Origin of the sequence: Pantoea sp. OVA07A (assembly GCF_019969975.1) — a bacterium.
GTDB lineage: Bacteria > Pseudomonadota > Gammaproteobacteria > Enterobacterales > Enterobacteriaceae > Pantoea > Pantoea agglomerans.
Genome location: NZ_JAHXYM010000004.1, coordinates 72430 through 89124, shown reverse-complemented (window position 1 = coordinate 89124; position 16695 = coordinate 72430). Strand labels below are relative to the sequence as shown.

Here is a 16695-nt window from a genome sequence, read left to right as displayed (position 1 = left end):
TATTGATTTATTTGCATTCAGATGCAAAAGGACTCTGAGGATCGGTTAATGTCCAGTCGTGCCATGTTTGTTTTTTCGGCTATCAGCGGATTTCTGCTGGTGGCTTTTGGCGCATTTGGTGCCCACGTTTTGAGTCAGTCGCTTGGTGCGGCTGAAATGGCCTGGATTCATACCGGGCTGGAATATCAGGCTTATCACACCTTAGCGGTGATGGGGCTGGGTGCTGCGATGTTACGCCGCGCCAATATCTGGTTTTACTGGAGCAGTGCGCTGATGGCGCTCGGCACCGTGCTGTTTAGTGGCAGCCTCTATTGTCTGGCGCTGTCACATCTGAAGTTTTGGGTTTTTATCACCCCCGTGGGCGGGGTCTGTTTCCTCGCCGGTTGGGTATTGATGTTGATTGGCGCGCTGCGTCTTAAACGAAAGGCAGAACGCCATGAATAAAGTTTTACTCTATTGTCGTCCCGGTTTTGAAAAAGAGTGTGCGGCGGAAATCAGCGCCAAAGCGGCTGAACGTGAAATCTACGGCTTTCCACGGGTTAAAGATGACTCTGGCTACGTGCTGTTTGAGTGCTATCAGTTTGAAGATGCCGAGCGGCTGGCACGTGAGTTGCCATTTGACGAGCTGATTTTTGCCCGTCAGATGCTGGTCGTCGGCGAAATGCTGCGTGACCTGCCGCAGGAAGATCGCATTACCCCGATTGTCGGCATGCTGACCGGCGTAGTGGAAAAGGGCGGCGAACTGCGTGTTGAAGTGCCAGACACCAACGAAGCCAAGGAGCTGACTAAGTTCTGCCGCAAGTTCACCGTGCCGCTGCGCTCGGCACTGCGTGAAAGCAAAATCCTGTTGAATTATGAGAGCCCGAAACGCCCGGTCGTGCATGTGTTTTTCATCGCGCCGGGCACCTGCTACGTCGGCTACTCCATCCGGGAAAACAGCTCGCCGTTTTACATGGGTATTCCACGCCTTAAGTTCCCCTCCGATGCGCCAAGCCGTTCCACCCTTAAGCTGGAGGAGGCGTTTCACGTCTTTATCCCTGCGGATGAGTGGGATGAGCGTTTAGCCAGCGGCATGTACGCCGTGGATCTCGGTGCCTGTCCGGGCGGCTGGACTTATCAGCTGGTGCAGCGCAGCATGATGGTATATGCGGTGGACAACGGACCGATGGCACCGAGCCTGATGGATACGGGCCAGGTGATGCACGAGAAAGCGGATGGCTTTAAATTCCGTCCGCCACGCACCAACATCAGCTGGCTGGTGTGTGACATGGTGGAGAAGCCGGTGCGCGTGGCTAACCTGATGACCGACTGGCTGGTCAACGGCTGGTGCCGTGAAGCGATCTTCAACCTTAAGTTGCCCATGAAAAAGCGCTATGAAGAGGTGACGCAGAATCTGGCCATGATGCAGGAACGATTTGATGATAATGGTATTAACGTGCAGATTCGCGCTCGTCAGCTTTACCATGACCGCGAAGAGGTGACCGTACATGTGCGCCGAATCTGGGCGGCTGCCGGTGGTCGTCGCGACGAACGTTAATCGCCGGGCTGAGTGCAAGGGCACTCAGCCGGTATAACGCAGCGTATTCAGATTCCCCTGCAACACCAGATCCCGCTTCAGAGTTGCGACCTGACGGCTGATCTCTGCCATCTGCTGACCCTCAGCGAGCTTCTCCCGCCATCTGGCCGGCACCTGATCCAGTTGCTGATAGATCCCCTCAAGCGTGTGAAACTCTGTCAGCAGCTGTTTCGCGCTTTTCGGACCGATGCCGGTGATGCCCGGAATTTTACTGCTGCTGATGCCGCACAACCCCCAGTAGTCGGGTAACCGCTGTGGCGCCACACCAAATTCAGCCTCGATAAAAGGCAGATCAAGCCAGCGTTTCTGGAAGTAGTCGCGGATGCGGATCTCGGGTGCCAGCAGCTGACAGTAGCCTTTGTCGGTTGAAACAATGGTGGCCTGATGTCCGGCCTGAGCCATTTTCACCGCCAGCGTCGCCGCTAAATCGTCGGCCTCATCCTCGCCCGCTATCCAGCAGTTTACGCCTGCGGCGCGAAAGGCCTCCTGTAACGCCGGCATCTCTGCCTGTAAATCGTCTGGCATCGGCGGGCGACCGCTTTTGTAATCGGGTAGCAGCTGATGACGCCAGCCCTGATGACGCGCTTCGCCATCAAATACCGCCACCGCATGAGTCGGATGGGCGTGACCCAATATCTGGCGCAGCGCAGCCACGCAGCCTTCGACACAGGGTGAGCCCTGTACCGCATGCAGACGGCGAATCAGATTCAACGCGTCAACAATAACAAGATGAAGAGCCATGAGAGTATGGGCAGCCCGGGGGCTGCCTCCTGGTTTATTTGATAATTTCGTAGCAGGGAATGTAGGCGGTGCCTGGCAGTTTCATGCGTTGCTGTGCAACGAATCCCTGAAGCAGCTCATCCATGCGGTGCATGATGTCGGGGTCGCCATGGAGTTTGTAGCGTCCCTTCTCGCGGATTTCGCGGATGCCCATCTCTTTGACGTTACCGGCTACGATACCTGAGAAGGCGCGGCGCAGGTCAGCAGCCAGCTTTTCGGGTGGCTGATTGGTGTAGAGATTGAGATTCGCCATATTTTCATGGGTTGGCAGGAACGGCACCTGCAGATCGGGTTCAATGCGAATCGACCAGTTAAAGCTGTAAGCATCGCCGGTTTCGCGACGATTCTCTTTTACCTGCGGCATCGCTTTCTTCATCAGACGCGCCACTTCGGCTGCATCGTTGATGATGATCTGATAATGCTTACGCGCCTGTTCGCCCAGGGTGTTAACGATGAAATCATCCAGCACGCGGAAGTAGTCGGCGCTCTCTTCCGGCCCGGTCAGGATCAGCGGTAATACCTGATCGCTGTTCTGCGGATTCATCAGGATGCCCAGCAGATAGAGCAACTCTTCTGCGGTCCCTACGCCGCCCGGGAAAATGATAATGCCATGGGCGATGCGCACAAAAGCTTCCAGACGTTTTTCGATGTCCGGCATGATGATCAACTCATTCACCAGCGGATTCGGCGGTTCTGCCGCAATGATGGAGGGTTCGGTCAGGCCGATAAAGCGGCTGTCACGATAGCGCTGCTGAGCATGGCCTACGGCGGCCCCTTTCATTGGCGCTTCCATCACGCCCGGCCCGCAGCCGGTACAGATGTTCAGTTCACGCAGTCCAAGCTGAGTTCCGACATTGCGGCAATACTGGTACTCAACGGCGTTGATCGAGTGACCGCCCCAGCAGACCACGGTGTTGGGATACTCGCCGATGTGCAGCGCCCGCGCGTTACGCAGAATGGAAAACACGGTGTTGGTAATAGTGGCGGAGTCATTTTCTTCAGCCGCAGTTAACCGACCCGGCATGTTGAGCTGGCCGCTGACAAACAGGATGTCACGCAGCACCGCAAACAGGTTAGCCTGCAGTGAACGGATGATGCGTCCATCCACAAACGCCTCTTCCGGTGGATTGATCAGCTCCAGTTTGACGCCGCGCTCACGGCGCAACACATTGATGTCGAAATTTTCAAAGCGGGAGAGCAGCTCCTGGCTGCTGTCAGTCTGGCTGCCGGAGTTAAGCACGGCAAGAGAGCAGTTGCGAAACAGCTGGTAGAGGTCGCTGCTGGCTGTGCGCTTGAGCATATCGACTTCCAGCTGTGAAAGCAGATCCATCGAGCCAAGAGGGCTGATATGGGTAATCAAATGAACTCCTTTACACCCGCCTGGGTGCGTGTTGGCACTGCAACGGCAGTGACGAAAATCCCTGGTCGGCCACCCGCAGGTAGCCGCCATCACCAGAGTAGCCTTGTCGGCCCGCACAGCTCAAGCGGAACTGCGCTTAGTGCATGCAGCCTGCGAGAAGTCTCGCAAACTACTGACGGACCAGCCGCGAAAAACCGGGCGAGAAGGGCACATTAGTGCGCCATGGATTGATATCCAGTCCGCCACGACGGGTGTAGCGTGCATACACCGTCAGCGCTTCCGGATGGCAGAAACGCATCACATCATTAAAAATACGTTCGACACACTGCTCGTGAAATTCGTTGTGCTGGCGGAATGAGACCAGATAGCGCAGCAGCGCTTCACGGTCGATACGCGGGCCTTTATAACGAATCATCACGGAGCCCCAGTCGGGCTGATTGGTAATCAGACAGTTTGACTTGAGCAGGTGGCTGACCAGCGTCTCTTCAACGATTTCGCTGCCCGCAGCATCGGCCAGATAGTCAGCATTGAAGCGGTAATCCTCTATGGCGATATCCTGCTCATCAATACAAACCCCCTCAAAATGGCCGATGGGCTGACCTTCCACTTCATTGAGACGGAACAGCGCGACCCGCGCTTCACCTTCAGCACAGGCACTCAGGTCCCGCTCCAGCGTCTGACGAACCTCGCCCCAGTCGGCAAAGCGGGTCTGGTTGAAACTGTTAAGGTAGAGTTTGAAGCTTTTTGACTCGATAAGGTTGCGGCTCTGCGCATCGAGCACCACTTCGCCAACGGCGACCTGTGGCAGACCTTTGCTGTTGAGCCACGAGAGTTCATACAGGGTCCAGATATCACTGCCGGTAAAGGGCAGACTGTCGGGAAACAGGCCAAGGGGTTCACGATTCAGGCTGCGCGGCACCGCCTGCAGTAAGCTGTTGTCATAATGATCGTGATAGGCTGTGGGTTTGCCCAGCGTCAGGTTGCTGAGTGCCTGATCCTGTTCGTGAGTAGTCATTGCGGTTACCACCAAAATTAATCAAAGTGGCTAAGTGTAACCCATCAGAAGTGAGAATATGAATGATGCAGCAAACTGCCGCCGCGTTGCGCGACTTTACCACCCGATACTGCCAGCACTGGCTTCAGCAGGCCGGGCATGCGCCGGCCAGCAGCGATCTCTTTGGTGTACCTTCGCCCTGTGCCCTGGAGGATCGCGATCAGCGGGTCGTCTGGCAGCCGCAGCCTTTTACTCTGCCACAGACGCTGGATGCGGTTGAGCGGGCGATCGACATCCAGCTCCAGCCGCAGATCACGGCTTTCTATACCACGCAGTTTGCCGGCGATATGCAGGCCAGTTTTGGTGAGAATCAGCTGACACTCTTACAGGTCTGGAGTGAGGATGATTTCCTGCGTTTACAGGAGAATCTGATCGGGCATCTGGTGATGCAGCGCCGCCTTAAACAGTCGCCTACGCTGTTTATCGCCACCACCGAGTCAGAACAGGAGATCATCTCGCTTTCTAATCTCAGCGGCGAAGTGATTCTGGAGCAGCCCGGCGGTAAACAGCGTGTAAAATTAGCGGAAACGCTTGAGATATTTCTTAAGTCATTACAACCGGTTATCATCTGAGTTGCAGTGATTTGCCCCTGATCTTGTGAGACATCTCTTACATGTGCTGTGAGAGATCGCTATATAACAGGTGAGACTTCCGGAAGGCTGAGATGTAAAAATATTGTGAATCATCAACTTAATGGCGTTTATCTGAATTTACGCCGCACATTTCGTAAAGTTCTGCTGTGAGTACCTTGTGCGCGTAACGAGTTCTGTCAAAATGTTTCGCACTGCAGGAGGCTCAGGAAAAAGATATCGTCAGGATGATGATAAGCCATGAGGCAGGAACGTAACGGAGCTTACGGCACACGGAAGGTTTCAGGACGAAACAGGATCGCTCAGGATTGAGCAAGGGACACCTCCAGGATGGAGAATGAGAACCCCCTCAGAAGAGGTGGTGGGCCAGGATGCTAAGGATACATCAGGACGATGCGCGACAGGAGTTCGCACTGGACAAGTTGTCATGGAAGAGCAGGGAGCATTAACGTGGCGGGATGGCTGCAAACGAACCGGGAGCACTGTTTATACAGTGCTCCCTTTTTTTGTGCCTGTGCCAACAAGTGATATGCTTGCCGCCCATTTTTGACTGCTCGCGGAGGTGGCGCATGGCGCATGAACAATTGATTACGCAACGGCTGGAACAACTGGAAGCGGTGATGCGTGAGCATCATCTCTGGCAGAGTACCCCGCCGGCCGAGGGGGCGCTCGAGAGCCGCGAACCCTTTTGCCTGGATACGCTGGAGCCGCTGCAGTGGCTCCAGTGGGTGTTAGTCCCCCGGATGCATGCCCTGATTGCGGCCCGACATCCGTTACCACAAAATTTTGCCGTGGCCCCCTATTATGAGGTGGCTCTGGTGCCTGACCAGCCGGGTATTGCGCCTCTGTTGCTGACCCTGCGTCAACTTGATGCGTTAATCACGGATGCTGCCCACTGATGCTGGAGATACTCTATCAGGATGAGTGGCTGGTTGCCGTCAACAAGCCCAGCGGCTGGCTGGTTCATCGCAGCTGGCTGGATCGCCATGAAACGGTGTTTGTGATGCAGACCGTTCGTGATCAGATTGGGCAGCATGTGTTTACGGCGCATCGTCTCGACAAGCCCACGTCAGGGGTACTGCTGATGGGGCTCTCCAGTGAAGTCGGACGTCTGCTTTCCCAGCAGTTTGAACAGCACCAGATGCAGAAAACCTACCACGCTGTGGTTCGCGGCTGGCTGGAGAGCAGCGGGACGCTCGATTATCCGCTGGTGGAAGAGCTGGATAAGATTGCCGATAAACACGCCACGGAAGCGCGCACCGCACAGCCCGCGGTCACCGATTATCAGTCACTGGCAACGGTCGAGATGCCGGTCGGCATTGGCCGTTATCCCACTTCGCGTTATAGCCTGGTTGAACTGGCTCCTAAAACCGGTCGCAAGCATCAGCTGCGTCGTCATATGTCACACCTGCGTCATCCGATTATTGGCGATTCGGCGCACGGCGATCTGCGTCAGAACCGGGGTGCTGCCGAACATTTTGGCGCTAACCGCCTGATGCTGCACGCCAGCAGCCTGGCATTAACTCATCCGGTAACCGGTGAACCGTTGCTGCTTCGCGCCGGACTGGATGGCGTCTGGCAGAATCTGATGAACCAGTTTGGCTGGCAGGATCGCATTCCTGAGGTGCCGCGGGTTGAGTTTGACGCAGCGCCAGGACAGGATAACGTTTCAGAATAAGGGAGAAAGCAGATGGCAAAGATTGGCATTTTTGTAGGTACGGTATATGGCAATGCGCTACTGGTCGCGGAAGAAGCAGAGCCCATTCTGCAGCAGCAGGGGCACAGCGTAACGGTGTTTGACGATCCGACGCTGGCTGACTGGCAAAACTATGCCAGCGACGTGGCGTTAATTGTCACTTCTACTACCGGGCATGGCGATTTTCCCGACACGATTTCAGGTCTGTTTCATGCGATAAAAGATCAGCTCGGTCATCAGCCCGCGCTGCGCTATGGCGTGATTGCGCTAGGTGACAGCAGCTATGACCATTTCTGTGGCGCGGGTAAAACCTTTGACGCGCTGCTGCAGGAGCAGGGCGCTCAGCGGGTTGGTGAGGTGTTACTGGTTGATGCCACTGAAAATCCGGAACCGGAGGCGGTAACCTCGCCGTGGGTTGAAGCCTGGGGCGCGCAGCTCTGATTGCAAGGCCAGGCTTATCTCTGCCTTAACAGAGATAAGCCTGTAGTGTGCGCACGGCGATATCCGTTGAGTGCACTGTCAGGTGACAGGCGCCGGGTTAAACACCGCCAACTGATTACGAATGCCCCAGCGATCGGACCAGGTCTGCTTCCTGCCACTGGCGATATCCAGAATCAACTCAAACAGTCGCCAGCCCACCTGCTCAATACTCTCTTCACCGGTAGCAATCGTCCCGGCATTGATGTCCATCAGATCGTGCCAGCGCTCTGCCAGCGCATTACGCGTCGCCATCTTGATCACCGGAATCGCGGCCAGACCGTAAGGCGTACCGCGACCAGTAGTAAACACCTGCAGGGTGATACCGGATGCCAGCTGCTGCGTACCGCAGACAAAATCGCTGGCGGGCGTCGCTGCGTAGATCAATCCGCGTCGCGTGGGCCGCTGGCCGGGAGAGAGCACTTCAACAATGGCGCTGCGTCCCGATTTTGCGATCGAGCCAAGTGCTTTTTCCACTACGTTCGCCAGCCCGCCTTTTTTATTGCCCGGCGACGGGTTAGCGCTACGATCGGTCTGGCCCTGGTCGAGGTAATTGTCATACCAGGCCATCTCCTCCAGTAAGCGCTTACCGACTTCCTGATTAATCACCCGGGGCGTCAGCAGGTGAATCGCATCACGCACTTCAGTGACTTCCGAGAACATCACGGTGGCACCGCAACGCACCAGCAGATCAGAGGCGAAGCCCACTGCCGGATTTGCCGTCACGCCCGAAAACGCATCGCTGCCACCACACTGCATGCCGACAATCAGTTCTGCTGCAGAGCAGGTTTCGCGCTGGCGCTGATTCAGCCGCTGGAGATGACGCTCCGCCACCTGCAGAATCTCATTGACCATCGCGCCAAAGCCCACCAGCTTTTCATCCTGCAGACGCACGATGTCATGGTCGTCCAGCGAAATCGCCTGCACGTCGGGGGTGCCAGTCAGCAGACGCTCTGGCTGTAACTTTTCACAGCCGAGGCTGACGATCATCACTTCGCCGCCGAAATTCGCATTCAGCGCCAGGTTATGAATGGTGCGAATCGGCACGACCGCCGCCGGTGCGTTGATCGCCACACCACAGCCATAAAGGTGGTTCAGGGCAACCACACCATCCACGTTCGGATAGCGCGGCAGTAAATCCCGTTCAATGATCTGTACGACATGATCCACCACACCGGCCACGCAGTGGACGCTGGTGGTGATGCCGAGCAGGTTACGCGTGCCTACGCTGCCATCCGCATTGCGGTAACCTTCAAAGGTATAGCCCTCCAGCGGCGGCAAATCAGGCGGAACCTGAGTGGCTAACGGCAGACTCTCCAGCGGAGGGGCTTCCGGCAGCGCAACCAGTGACTCGTCAATCCAGCTGCCCTGGGCAATATCCCGCAATGCATAGCCAATGACTTCGCCATAACGCATGATCTCTGCACCCTGATTAATCGCGCTAAGCGCCACTTTGTGGCCCTGCGGCACATGCTCTGTGAGGGTCAGACCATCCGCAAACTGCGTACCGGCTGGCAGACCGAGGCTGTTAACCACAATCGCCACATTGTCGTGCTCATGGACTTTGATATAGAGCGGTTGTTCATCTGTTTTTGGGTTCATCGCTCACCTTCCTGTCTGTCGTACCGTACTTGTACGGCACGCTGTAATGATCTGACCTGTCACGCCCTTGTTTGCCAGCTTCATTATAGGGAGGCGGGGCGGGTCGCGCATTGTGCAAATGACCACCATTAAGGCAATTCACCTCGCTGTTTTGGGTCGATTATCCAAAAGCAAGTGAAGACCCTCACAAACAGCGTGGGAAAGCGTTATCCGGGGCGGATTTTGCACGGATATTTGCCACTTTCGTGAGCTATACCGCAGGCTTTTGTGCATCCGCAAGACAATCACTTCAATAAGGCGATTATTCCAGGGCGATGCGCCAATGTGATCGCCACAGGCTGTTCTTATACTGAGTTCCGTTAGCCAAAGTCAGGTTATCTGTCACGACGTATTATTCATCCGAAAGAGGTTGCCTGGGATTATTAACCGCCGCGGCTGCCAGACACCGGATGGATAAATAAAGTTTGCCAAAACAAAAAGATCGCCGTGTTTAACCCAACTTCTCTCTGATACCCAACGCGATGTGTATGCAGTCAGAGCGAATGTAGCTCACGCTATATTTCAGGAGTGCATCATGAATAGTTTCAGCCAGACCGCGGAAACGGTGCAGAAACGCACCAATGCCCGTTACTGGATTGTGGTGATGTTATTTATCGTCACCTCATTCAACTACGGTGACCGCGCAACGATTTCGATTGCCGGTTCGGCGATGTCAAAAGATATTGGCCTCGATTCGGTCGGACTCGGCTATATCTTCTCTGCCTTCTCATGGGCGTATGTTATTGGTCAGATTCCGGGCGGCTGGCTGCTTGACCGCTTCGGCTCAAAACGCGTCTATTTCTGGAGCATCTTTACCTGGTCGCTCTTTACCTTTTTGCAAGGGTTCGTCGATCTGTTCAGCGGCTTCGGCATCATCATGTCGCTGTTTATTCTGCGCTTCCTGGTGGGACTGGCCGAAGCGCCCTCTTTCCCTGGCAACAGCCGCATTGTCGCGGCCTGGTTTCCGGCGCAGGAGCGCGGCACGGCCGTGGCGATCTTCAACTCGGCCCAATACTTCGCCACCGTTATCTTCGCGCCCATCATGGGCTGGCTGGTCTCTTCCGTGGGCTGGGCGCACGTGTTCTGGTTCATGGGCGGCCTGGGCATCATCCTCAGCTTCATCTGGCTGAAAGTGATCCACGATCCCACCGATCACCCTGGCGTGAATAAAGCCGAACTGGAGTACATGGAGCAGGGCGGTGCGCTGATCAACATGGATGTCAAAAAGGATAGCCGCAAAGTGAGCTGGAGCGAGAAGTGGTTCCAGATCAAACAGCTGCTGACGTCACGCATGATGCTGGGTATCTACCTCGGTCAGTACTGCGTTAACGCCTTAACCTACTTTTTTATCACCTGGTTCCCGGTCTATCTGGTACAGGCGCGCGGCATGTCGATTCTCAAAGCGGGCTTTATTGCCTCGATTCCGGCGGTGTGCGGCTTCCTCGGCGGCGTACTGGGCGGGGTGATCTCCGACTGGCTGATGCGTAAAACCGGCTCGCTGAATATCGCGCGTAAAACGCCGATCGTGCTCGGCATGCTGCTCTCTATTTCGATGGTGATGTGTAACTACACCGATACCGAATGGGTGGTGGTGTTCTTCATGGCACTGGCGTTCTTTGGTAAAGGCATCGGTGCGCTGGGCTGGGCGGTGATGGCAGATACTGCGCCGAAAGAGATCAGTGGCCTGAGCGGCGGTCTGTTCAACATGTTCGGTAACTTCTCTGGCATCGTGACGCCTATCGCCATCGGTTACATCATCGCCACCAGCGGCTCCTTTGAAGGCGCGCTGATCTATGTCGGTATTCACGCCTTTGTCGCCGCATTCAGCTTCCTGGTGATCGCGGGCGATATCAAACGTGTCGAACTGAAAACCTGGCCCGGTAAGGATGCATTATGAATACGCAAAGTTCGCCGGTGATTACTGAGATGCAGGTTATCCCGGTCGCCGGTTATGACAGCATGCTGCTCAATATTGGCGGTGCGCACAACGCCTGTTTTACCCGCAATATTGTGGTTCTCACTGACAGCGCCGGTCACACCGGCGTCGGTGAAGCCCCCGGCGGCGACACCATCTATCAGACGCTGGTAGAGGCGATTCCGCAGGTGAAAGGCCAGCAGATTGCGCGAATGAACCGTCTGGTACAACAGGTGCACAAAGGCAATCAGTCGGCTGACTTCACCACCTTCGGCAACGGTGCCTGGACTTTTGAGTTGCGGGTCAACGCGGTAGCTGCGCTGGAAGCGGCGCTGCTTGATCTGCTGGGACAGTGTCTGGGCGTACCGGTGGCTGAACTGCTGGGGCCAGGTAAACAGCGTGATGAAGTGACGGTGCTGGGCTATCTGTTCTATCTCGGTGACCGCCGCAAGACCGATCTGCCCTATCTGAGTGGTGAGCAGGCCAGCCACGACTGGTATCACCTGCGTCATCAGGAAGCGCTGACCAGCGATGCCGTGGTACGGCTGGCTGAGGCGGCTGCGGATAAATATGGCTTCAAAGATTTTAAGCTCAAAGGCGGCGTGTTGCCGGGCGAGCAGGAGATTGCCACCGCGGCGGCGCTGAAGCAGCGCTTTCCCGACGCCCGCATTACGGTCGACCCGAACGGCGCCTGGCTGCTGGACGAGGCGATAGCGCTGTGTAAAGGGATGCAGGATGTGCTGAGCTACGCTGAAGATCCGTGCGGCGCGGAGCAGGGCTATTCGGGACGTGAAGTGATGGCCGAGTTCCGGCGCGCAACCGGCTTACCGGTGGCCACCAATATGATCGCCACCAACTGGCGCGAGATGAATCACGCGGTGATGCTCAATGCGGTCGATATTCCGCTGGCGGATCCTCACTTCTGGACGCTGAACGGTGCCGTGCGGGTCGCGCAGCTCTGCGATGAGTGGGGCCTCACCTGGGGCTGCCACTCCAATAACCACTTCGATATTTCGCTGGCGATGTTCACCCATGTGGGTGCGGCGGCGCCAGGTAATCCTACCGCGATTGATACCCACTGGATCTGGCAGGAGGGCGATCAGCGCCTGACGAAAAATCCGCTGCAAATCCGCAACGGGAAAATTGCGGTACCGGATGCGCCGGGTCTGGGCATTGAGCTCGACTGGGAGCAGGTAAACAAAGCCAATCAGCTTTATCAGTCACTGCCCGCCGGTGCGCGTAACGACGCTACGGCGATGCAATATCTGGTCCCCGGCTGGACATTTGATCGCAAACGCCCGGCATTTGGCCGAGCAACAGCATAAGGAGCAGGAGATGAGTTCAACACCGAAAGTCACCGCCATGCAGGTTATTCCGGTCGCAGGCTACGACAGCATGCTGCTGAACCTCAGCGGCGCTCACTCGCCATTCTTTACCCGCAACATTGTGATTATCAAAGATAACGCCGGACACACCGGCGTCGGCGAAATCCCGGGCGGCGAAAAAATCCGCCAGACGCTGGAAGATGCAGCGTCGCTGGTGATTGGCAAAACCGTGGGCGAATACAAAAACATTCTCAGCCTGGTGCGCAGCACCTTCGCCGACCGCGATGCCAGCGGGCGCGGCACCCAGACCTTCGATCTGCGCACCACTATTCATGTGGTGACCGGCATTGAAGCGGCGCTGCTCGATCTGCTGGGTCAGCATCTGGAGGTTAATGTGGCCTCGCTGCTGGGCGACGGACAGCAGCGCGACCGCGTTGAGATGCTCGGCTATCTCTTCTACATCGGCGACCGCCGCAAAACGTCCCTCTCTTACCAGAGCCAGGAGAGCGATCCCTGCGACTGGTATCGCCTGCGCCACGAAGAAGCGCTAACCCCGGAGACGGTGGTGCGGCTGGCGGAAGCGGCGTATGAGAAATATGGCTTCAACGATTTCAAACTCAAAGGCGGCGTACTGCGCGGCGGCGAAGAGGCCGAAGCGGTTACTGCGCTGGCTAAGCGTTTTCCTGAAGCCCGTATCACCCTTGATCCCAACGGGGCCTGGTCGCTCAACGAGGCGATCATGCTCGGCAAACAGCTCAAAGATGTGCTCGCCTACGCAGAAGATCCCTGTGGCGCAGAGCAGGGCTACTCCGGCCGTGAAGTGATGGCGGAGTTCCGTCGCGCCACCGGCATGCCAACCGCCACCAATATGATCGCCACCGACTGGCGTCAGATGGGCCATACCCTGTCGCTGCAGTCGGTGGACATTCCGCTGGCGGATCCGCACTTCTGGACCATGCAGGGTTCGGTGCGGGTAGCACAGATGTGTCACGACTTCGGCCTGACATGGGGCTCGCACTCCAATAACCACTTCGACATTTCGCTGGCGATGTTCACCCACGTCGCCGCTGCCGCGCCGGGCGCGATCACCGCCATTGATACCCACTGGATCTGGCAGGAGGGCAATCAGCGCCTGACCAAAGAGCCATTCCAGATCAAAGGCGGCATGGTGCAGGTACCGCAGAAGCCCGGTCTCGGCGTCGAGCTGGATATGGATCAGGTGATGCAGGCCAACGCGCTCTATCAGAAGCAGGGGCTGGGCGCGCGTGACGATGCCGAAGCGATGCAATTTTTAGTGCCGGGATGGACCTACGACAACAAACGTCCCTGCCTGGTACGTTAACCTTTTCGGCTCCCCACGGGGAGCCATCGTCACAGGAGTTTAACCATGAGTAATGCAGCCTGGCCAAATGGATTTCGTCGTCGTTTGTTAGCGGGTGAAACCCTGATCGGCAGCTGGTGTGCGCTTGCCAGCCCGATCTCAACCGAGATTTTAGGGCTGGCCGGTTTTGACTGGCTGGTCCTGGATGGTGAACACGCGCCCAACGATATCACCACGTTTGTGCCACAGCTGATGGCGCTTAAAGGCAGCCACAGTGCGCCCGTGGTGCGTCCGCCCTGCAACGAGCCGGTGATCATTAAGCGTCTGCTGGATATCGGGTTTAACAACTTCCTGGTGCCATTTGTCGAGACCGAAGAGGAAGCAGTGCGTGCCGTCGCTTCAACGCGCTATCCGCCAGCCGGCATTCGCGGTGTCTCGGTTTCGCACCGCAGCAACATGTACGGCACCCTGCCGGATTACAACAGCACCATCAATGACAACATCACGGTGCTGGTGCAGATCGAAACCCAGCAGGCGGTCGACAACATTGACGCCATCGCGGCGGTGGACGGTGTCGACGGTATTTTTGTCGGGCCGGGCGATCTCTCTGCTGCGCTGGGCTATCTCGGTCAGCCTGCGCATCCTGAAGTGCTGAAAGTGATTAAACACATTTTTGAACGCGCCAAAGCCGCCGGTAAGCCGAGCGGCATTCTGGCACCGGTGGAAGCGGACGCGCGTCGTTATCTGGAGTGGGGTGCCACTTTTGTCGCCGTCGGCAGCGATGTCGGTATGTTCCGCAACGCCTCTCAGGCGTTATGCGACAAATTTAAGCGCTAATCAATCAAGGGGAAACGCAATGAAAATTGGATTTATCGGCCTGGGTATTATGGGCAAACCAATGAGTAAAAATCTGGTGAAAGCCGGTTATTCGCTGGTGGTGCGCGATCATAACGCTGACAACGAAGCGGAACTGACTGAACTGGGCGCGACCGTGGCGAAATCGCCAAAAGAGGTGGCTGAGCAGTGCGATGTGGTGATTACCATGGTGCCCAACTCGCCGCAGGTCATCGAAGTCTGCCTGGGTAAAAATGGCATTATCGAAGGGGCGAAGCCAGGCCTGGTGGTCATCGACATGAGCTCAATTGCGCCGCTGGCGAGCCGTGAAGTCCACGATGCGCTGGCAGAAAAAGGGATCAAAATGCTGGATGCGCCGGTCAGTGGCGGTGAACCCAAAGCGATTGAAGGCACGCTCTCTGTGATGGTCGGCGGTGATAAAGCGGTGTTCGATACCTGCTACGACATCATGAAATCGATGGCGGGATCGGTGGTGCATACCGGCGACATCGGTGCGGGTAACGTGACTAAGCTGGCCAACCAGGTGATTGTGGCGCTGAATATTGCGGCGATGTCCGAGGCGTTATCACTGGCGACCAAAGCGGGTGTGAATCCGGATCTGGTCTATCAGGCGATTCGTGGCGGCCTGGCCGGCAGTACGGTACTGGATGCCAAAGCGCCCATGGTGATGGATCGCAACTTCAAACCCGGCTTCCGCATTGACCTGCATATCAAAGATCTGGCGAACGCGCTGGATACCTCGCACAGCATCGGCGCGCATCTGCCGCTGACGGCGGCTGTGATGGAGATGATGCAGGCGCTGCGTAACGACGGGCAGGGTAGCGCCGACCACAGCGCGCTGGCCTGCTATTATGAGAAGTTAGCGAAGGTTGAAATCGCCCGCTAAAACCCGGTGTCGGTCTCTGCGGAAACCGGACTGGTTCAGAGCCGTTTCAATTACTCAACTGCGCTCGGATTGCCTATGAAAATCGTAATCGCACCGGATTCATATAAAGAGAGTTTATCCGCCCTGGATGTGGCATCGGCGATTGAAGCGGGTTTCCGTGACATCTTTCCCGATGCGCATTACGTGAAAATACCGGTCGCCGACGGCGGTGAAGGAACGGTAGAAGCGATGGTGGCGGCGACGAAGGGAAAAATCGTCAGTCTGAAGGTGACGGGGCCGCTGGGAACACAGGTCGACGCCTTCTATGGCCTGTCCGGCGATGAGTCCACCGCCTATATCGAAATGGCAGCGGCCAGTGGACTGGAGCGGGTGCCTGCATCGCAGCGTGACCCGCTGATAACGACCTCATTTGGCACCGGCGAGTTGATCAGACATGCGCTGGATAAGGGGGTCGGCCACATCATCATTGGTATCGGCGGCAGCGCCACCAATGATGGCGGAGCCGGCATGATGCAGGCGCTGGGCGCCCGGCTGCTGGACGACCAGGGCTGCGAGATCGGTCACGGTGGCGGTGCACTCGCCGATCTTGCCAGCATCGATATTGACGCGCTGGACACCCGCATTCATCAGTGCCGCATTGAAGTGGCCTGTGACGTCACGAATCCGCTGACGGGCAAAGAGGGTGCATCGGCCATTTTCGGCCCGCAGAAAGGGGCGACACCGGCGCTGGTGCAGCAGCTCGATCAGGCGCTGGCCCATTACGCCGCGATTATTCACCGCGATCTCGATATTGATGTGCTGCATATTCCGGGCGGCGGCGCAGCGGGCGGTATGGGGGCGGCGCTGCACGCCTTTTGTCAGGCGGAGCTGCGACGCGGCATTGAGATTGTTACTGAAGCGCTGGGGCTGGCGGAAGAGGTAAAAGATGCTGACCTGGTAATTACCGGTGAAGGGCGTATCGACAGCCAGAGTATTAATGGCAAGGTGCCGATCGGCGTCGCCAGCGTGGCAAAGCGCTTTAATAAGCCGGTGATTGGCATCGCCGGAAGCCTGACGGCCGATGTCGGCGTGGTGCATCAGCACGGGATCGATGCGGTATTCAGCGTGCTCTACAGCATCTGTTCCCTGGATGAGGCACTCGCCAGCGCCGGAAAGAATGTTGAGATGACGGCGCGTAATGTGGCAGCCACGTTAAAGCTGGCCGGGTTTAACTAACCAC

The 16695-nt window shown here is 56.8% G+C and carries 16 protein-coding genes; 12 read left to right on the top strand and 4 right to left on the bottom strand.

Annotated elements, in window-relative coordinates:
• Positions 1–48: 48 nt before the first annotated feature.
• Both LC417_RS14165 and rlmM read left to right on the top strand, forming a co-directional pair.
• Positions 49–444, top strand: a complete 396-nt coding sequence (locus LC417_RS14165; RefSeq protein WP_010248611.1) for a DUF423 domain-containing protein — start codon at positions 49–51, stop codon at positions 442–444.
• Positions 437–1537, top strand: coding sequence for a 23S rRNA (cytidine(2498)-2'-O)-methyltransferase RlmM (gene rlmM, locus LC417_RS14160; RefSeq protein ID WP_010248609.1), 1101 nt, complete (start codon positions 437–439; stop codon positions 1535–1537). The genes LC417_RS14165 and rlmM overlap by 8 nt, the downstream gene beginning before the upstream one ends.
• A gap of 24 nt (positions 1538–1561) precedes the next feature.
• Here the strand turns inward: rlmM and xni are convergent, their stop codons facing one another.
• From xni to queF, 3 genes are all read right to left on the bottom strand, one after another.
• Positions 1562–2317, bottom strand: a complete 756-nt coding sequence (xni, locus tag LC417_RS14155) for a flap endonuclease Xni (RefSeq protein ID WP_187496092.1) — start codon at positions 2315–2317, stop codon at positions 1562–1564.
• 34 nt (positions 2318–2351) lie between these two features.
• Positions 2352–3716, bottom strand: coding sequence for a nucleotide 5'-monophosphate nucleosidase PpnN (gene ppnN / locus LC417_RS14150; protein WP_010248605.1), 1365 nt, complete (start codon positions 3714–3716; stop codon positions 2352–2354).
• Positions 3717–3885: 169 nt separating this feature from the next.
• Positions 3886–4731 (bottom strand): NADPH-dependent 7-cyano-7-deazaguanine reductase QueF, encoded by an 846-nt coding sequence (queF, locus tag LC417_RS14145; protein WP_022623809.1) that lies wholly within the window; start codon positions 4729–4731, stop codon positions 3886–3888.
• Positions 4732–4793: 62 nt separating this feature from the next.
• Between queF and syd the strand changes: the two genes are divergently transcribed.
• The 4 genes from syd to LC417_RS14125 all read left to right on the top strand — a co-directional run bounded on the left by syd (position 4794) and on the right by LC417_RS14125 (position 7497).
• On the top strand, positions 4794–5342 hold the full coding sequence (syd, locus tag LC417_RS14140) for a SecY-interacting protein (RefSeq protein WP_010672142.1): 549 nt from the start codon (positions 4794–4796) through the stop codon (positions 5340–5342).
• Positions 5343–5929: 587 nt separating this feature from the next.
• Positions 5930–6259, top strand: a complete 330-nt coding sequence (locus LC417_RS14135; RefSeq protein WP_010248600.1) for a YqcC family protein — start codon at positions 5930–5932, stop codon at positions 6257–6259.
• Complete coding sequence (truC, locus tag LC417_RS14130) at positions 6259–7038, top strand: tRNA pseudouridine(65) synthase TruC (protein WP_033769942.1); 780 nt, start codon at positions 6259–6261, stop codon at positions 7036–7038. Before LC417_RS14135 ends, truC begins: the two co-directional genes overlap by 1 nt.
• Before the next feature lie 12 nt (positions 7039–7050).
• Positions 7051–7497 carry a flavodoxin gene (locus tag LC417_RS14125; RefSeq protein WP_010248594.1) on the top strand — a complete coding sequence of 149 codons (447 nt, stop codon included), beginning with the start codon at positions 7051–7053 and terminating at the stop codon, positions 7495–7497.
• Positions 7498–7575: 78 nt separating this feature from the next.
• Here LC417_RS14125 and garD read toward each other — a convergent pair whose 3' ends face one another.
• Positions 7576–9135 (bottom strand): galactarate dehydratase, encoded by a 1560-nt coding sequence (gene garD / locus LC417_RS14120; protein ID WP_223566055.1) that lies wholly within the window; start codon positions 9133–9135, stop codon positions 7576–7578.
• A gap of 574 nt (positions 9136–9709) precedes the next feature.
• Between garD and LC417_RS14115 the strand changes: the two genes are divergently transcribed.
• The 6 genes from LC417_RS14115 (at position 9710) to LC417_RS14090 (ending at position 16691) form a co-directional block, all read left to right on the top strand.
• Entirely contained in the window at positions 9710–11071 is a 1362-nt protein-coding gene (locus LC417_RS14115) for an MFS transporter (protein WP_010248591.1), read from the top strand.
• Positions 11068–12414, top strand: coding sequence for a glucarate dehydratase family protein (locus tag LC417_RS14110; RefSeq protein WP_223566054.1), 1347 nt, complete (start codon positions 11068–11070; stop codon positions 12412–12414). Before LC417_RS14115 ends, LC417_RS14110 begins: the two co-directional genes overlap by 4 nt.
• 10 nt (positions 12415–12424) lie before the next feature.
• Positions 12425–13756: a glucarate dehydratase gene (gene gudD / locus LC417_RS14105; protein ID WP_010248587.1), complete on the top strand. Its 1332-nt coding sequence runs from the start codon at positions 12425–12427 to the stop codon at positions 13754–13756.
• Positions 13757–13801: 45 nt separating this feature from the next.
• Positions 13802–14572 carry a 2-dehydro-3-deoxyglucarate aldolase gene (garL, locus tag LC417_RS14100; protein ID WP_010248585.1) on the top strand — a complete coding sequence of 257 codons (771 nt, stop codon included), beginning with the start codon at positions 13802–13804 and terminating at the stop codon, positions 14570–14572.
• A gap of 19 nt (positions 14573–14591) precedes the next feature.
• Positions 14592–15476 carry a 2-hydroxy-3-oxopropionate reductase gene (gene garR, locus LC417_RS14095; RefSeq protein WP_010248583.1) on the top strand — a complete coding sequence of 295 codons (885 nt, stop codon included), beginning with the start codon at positions 14592–14594 and terminating at the stop codon, positions 15474–15476.
• A 75-nt stretch (positions 15477–15551) separates the two neighbouring features.
• On the top strand, positions 15552–16691 hold the full coding sequence (locus tag LC417_RS14090; RefSeq protein WP_223566053.1) for a glycerate kinase: 1140 nt from the start codon (positions 15552–15554) through the stop codon (positions 16689–16691).
• Positions 16692–16695: the final 4 nt, after the last annotated feature.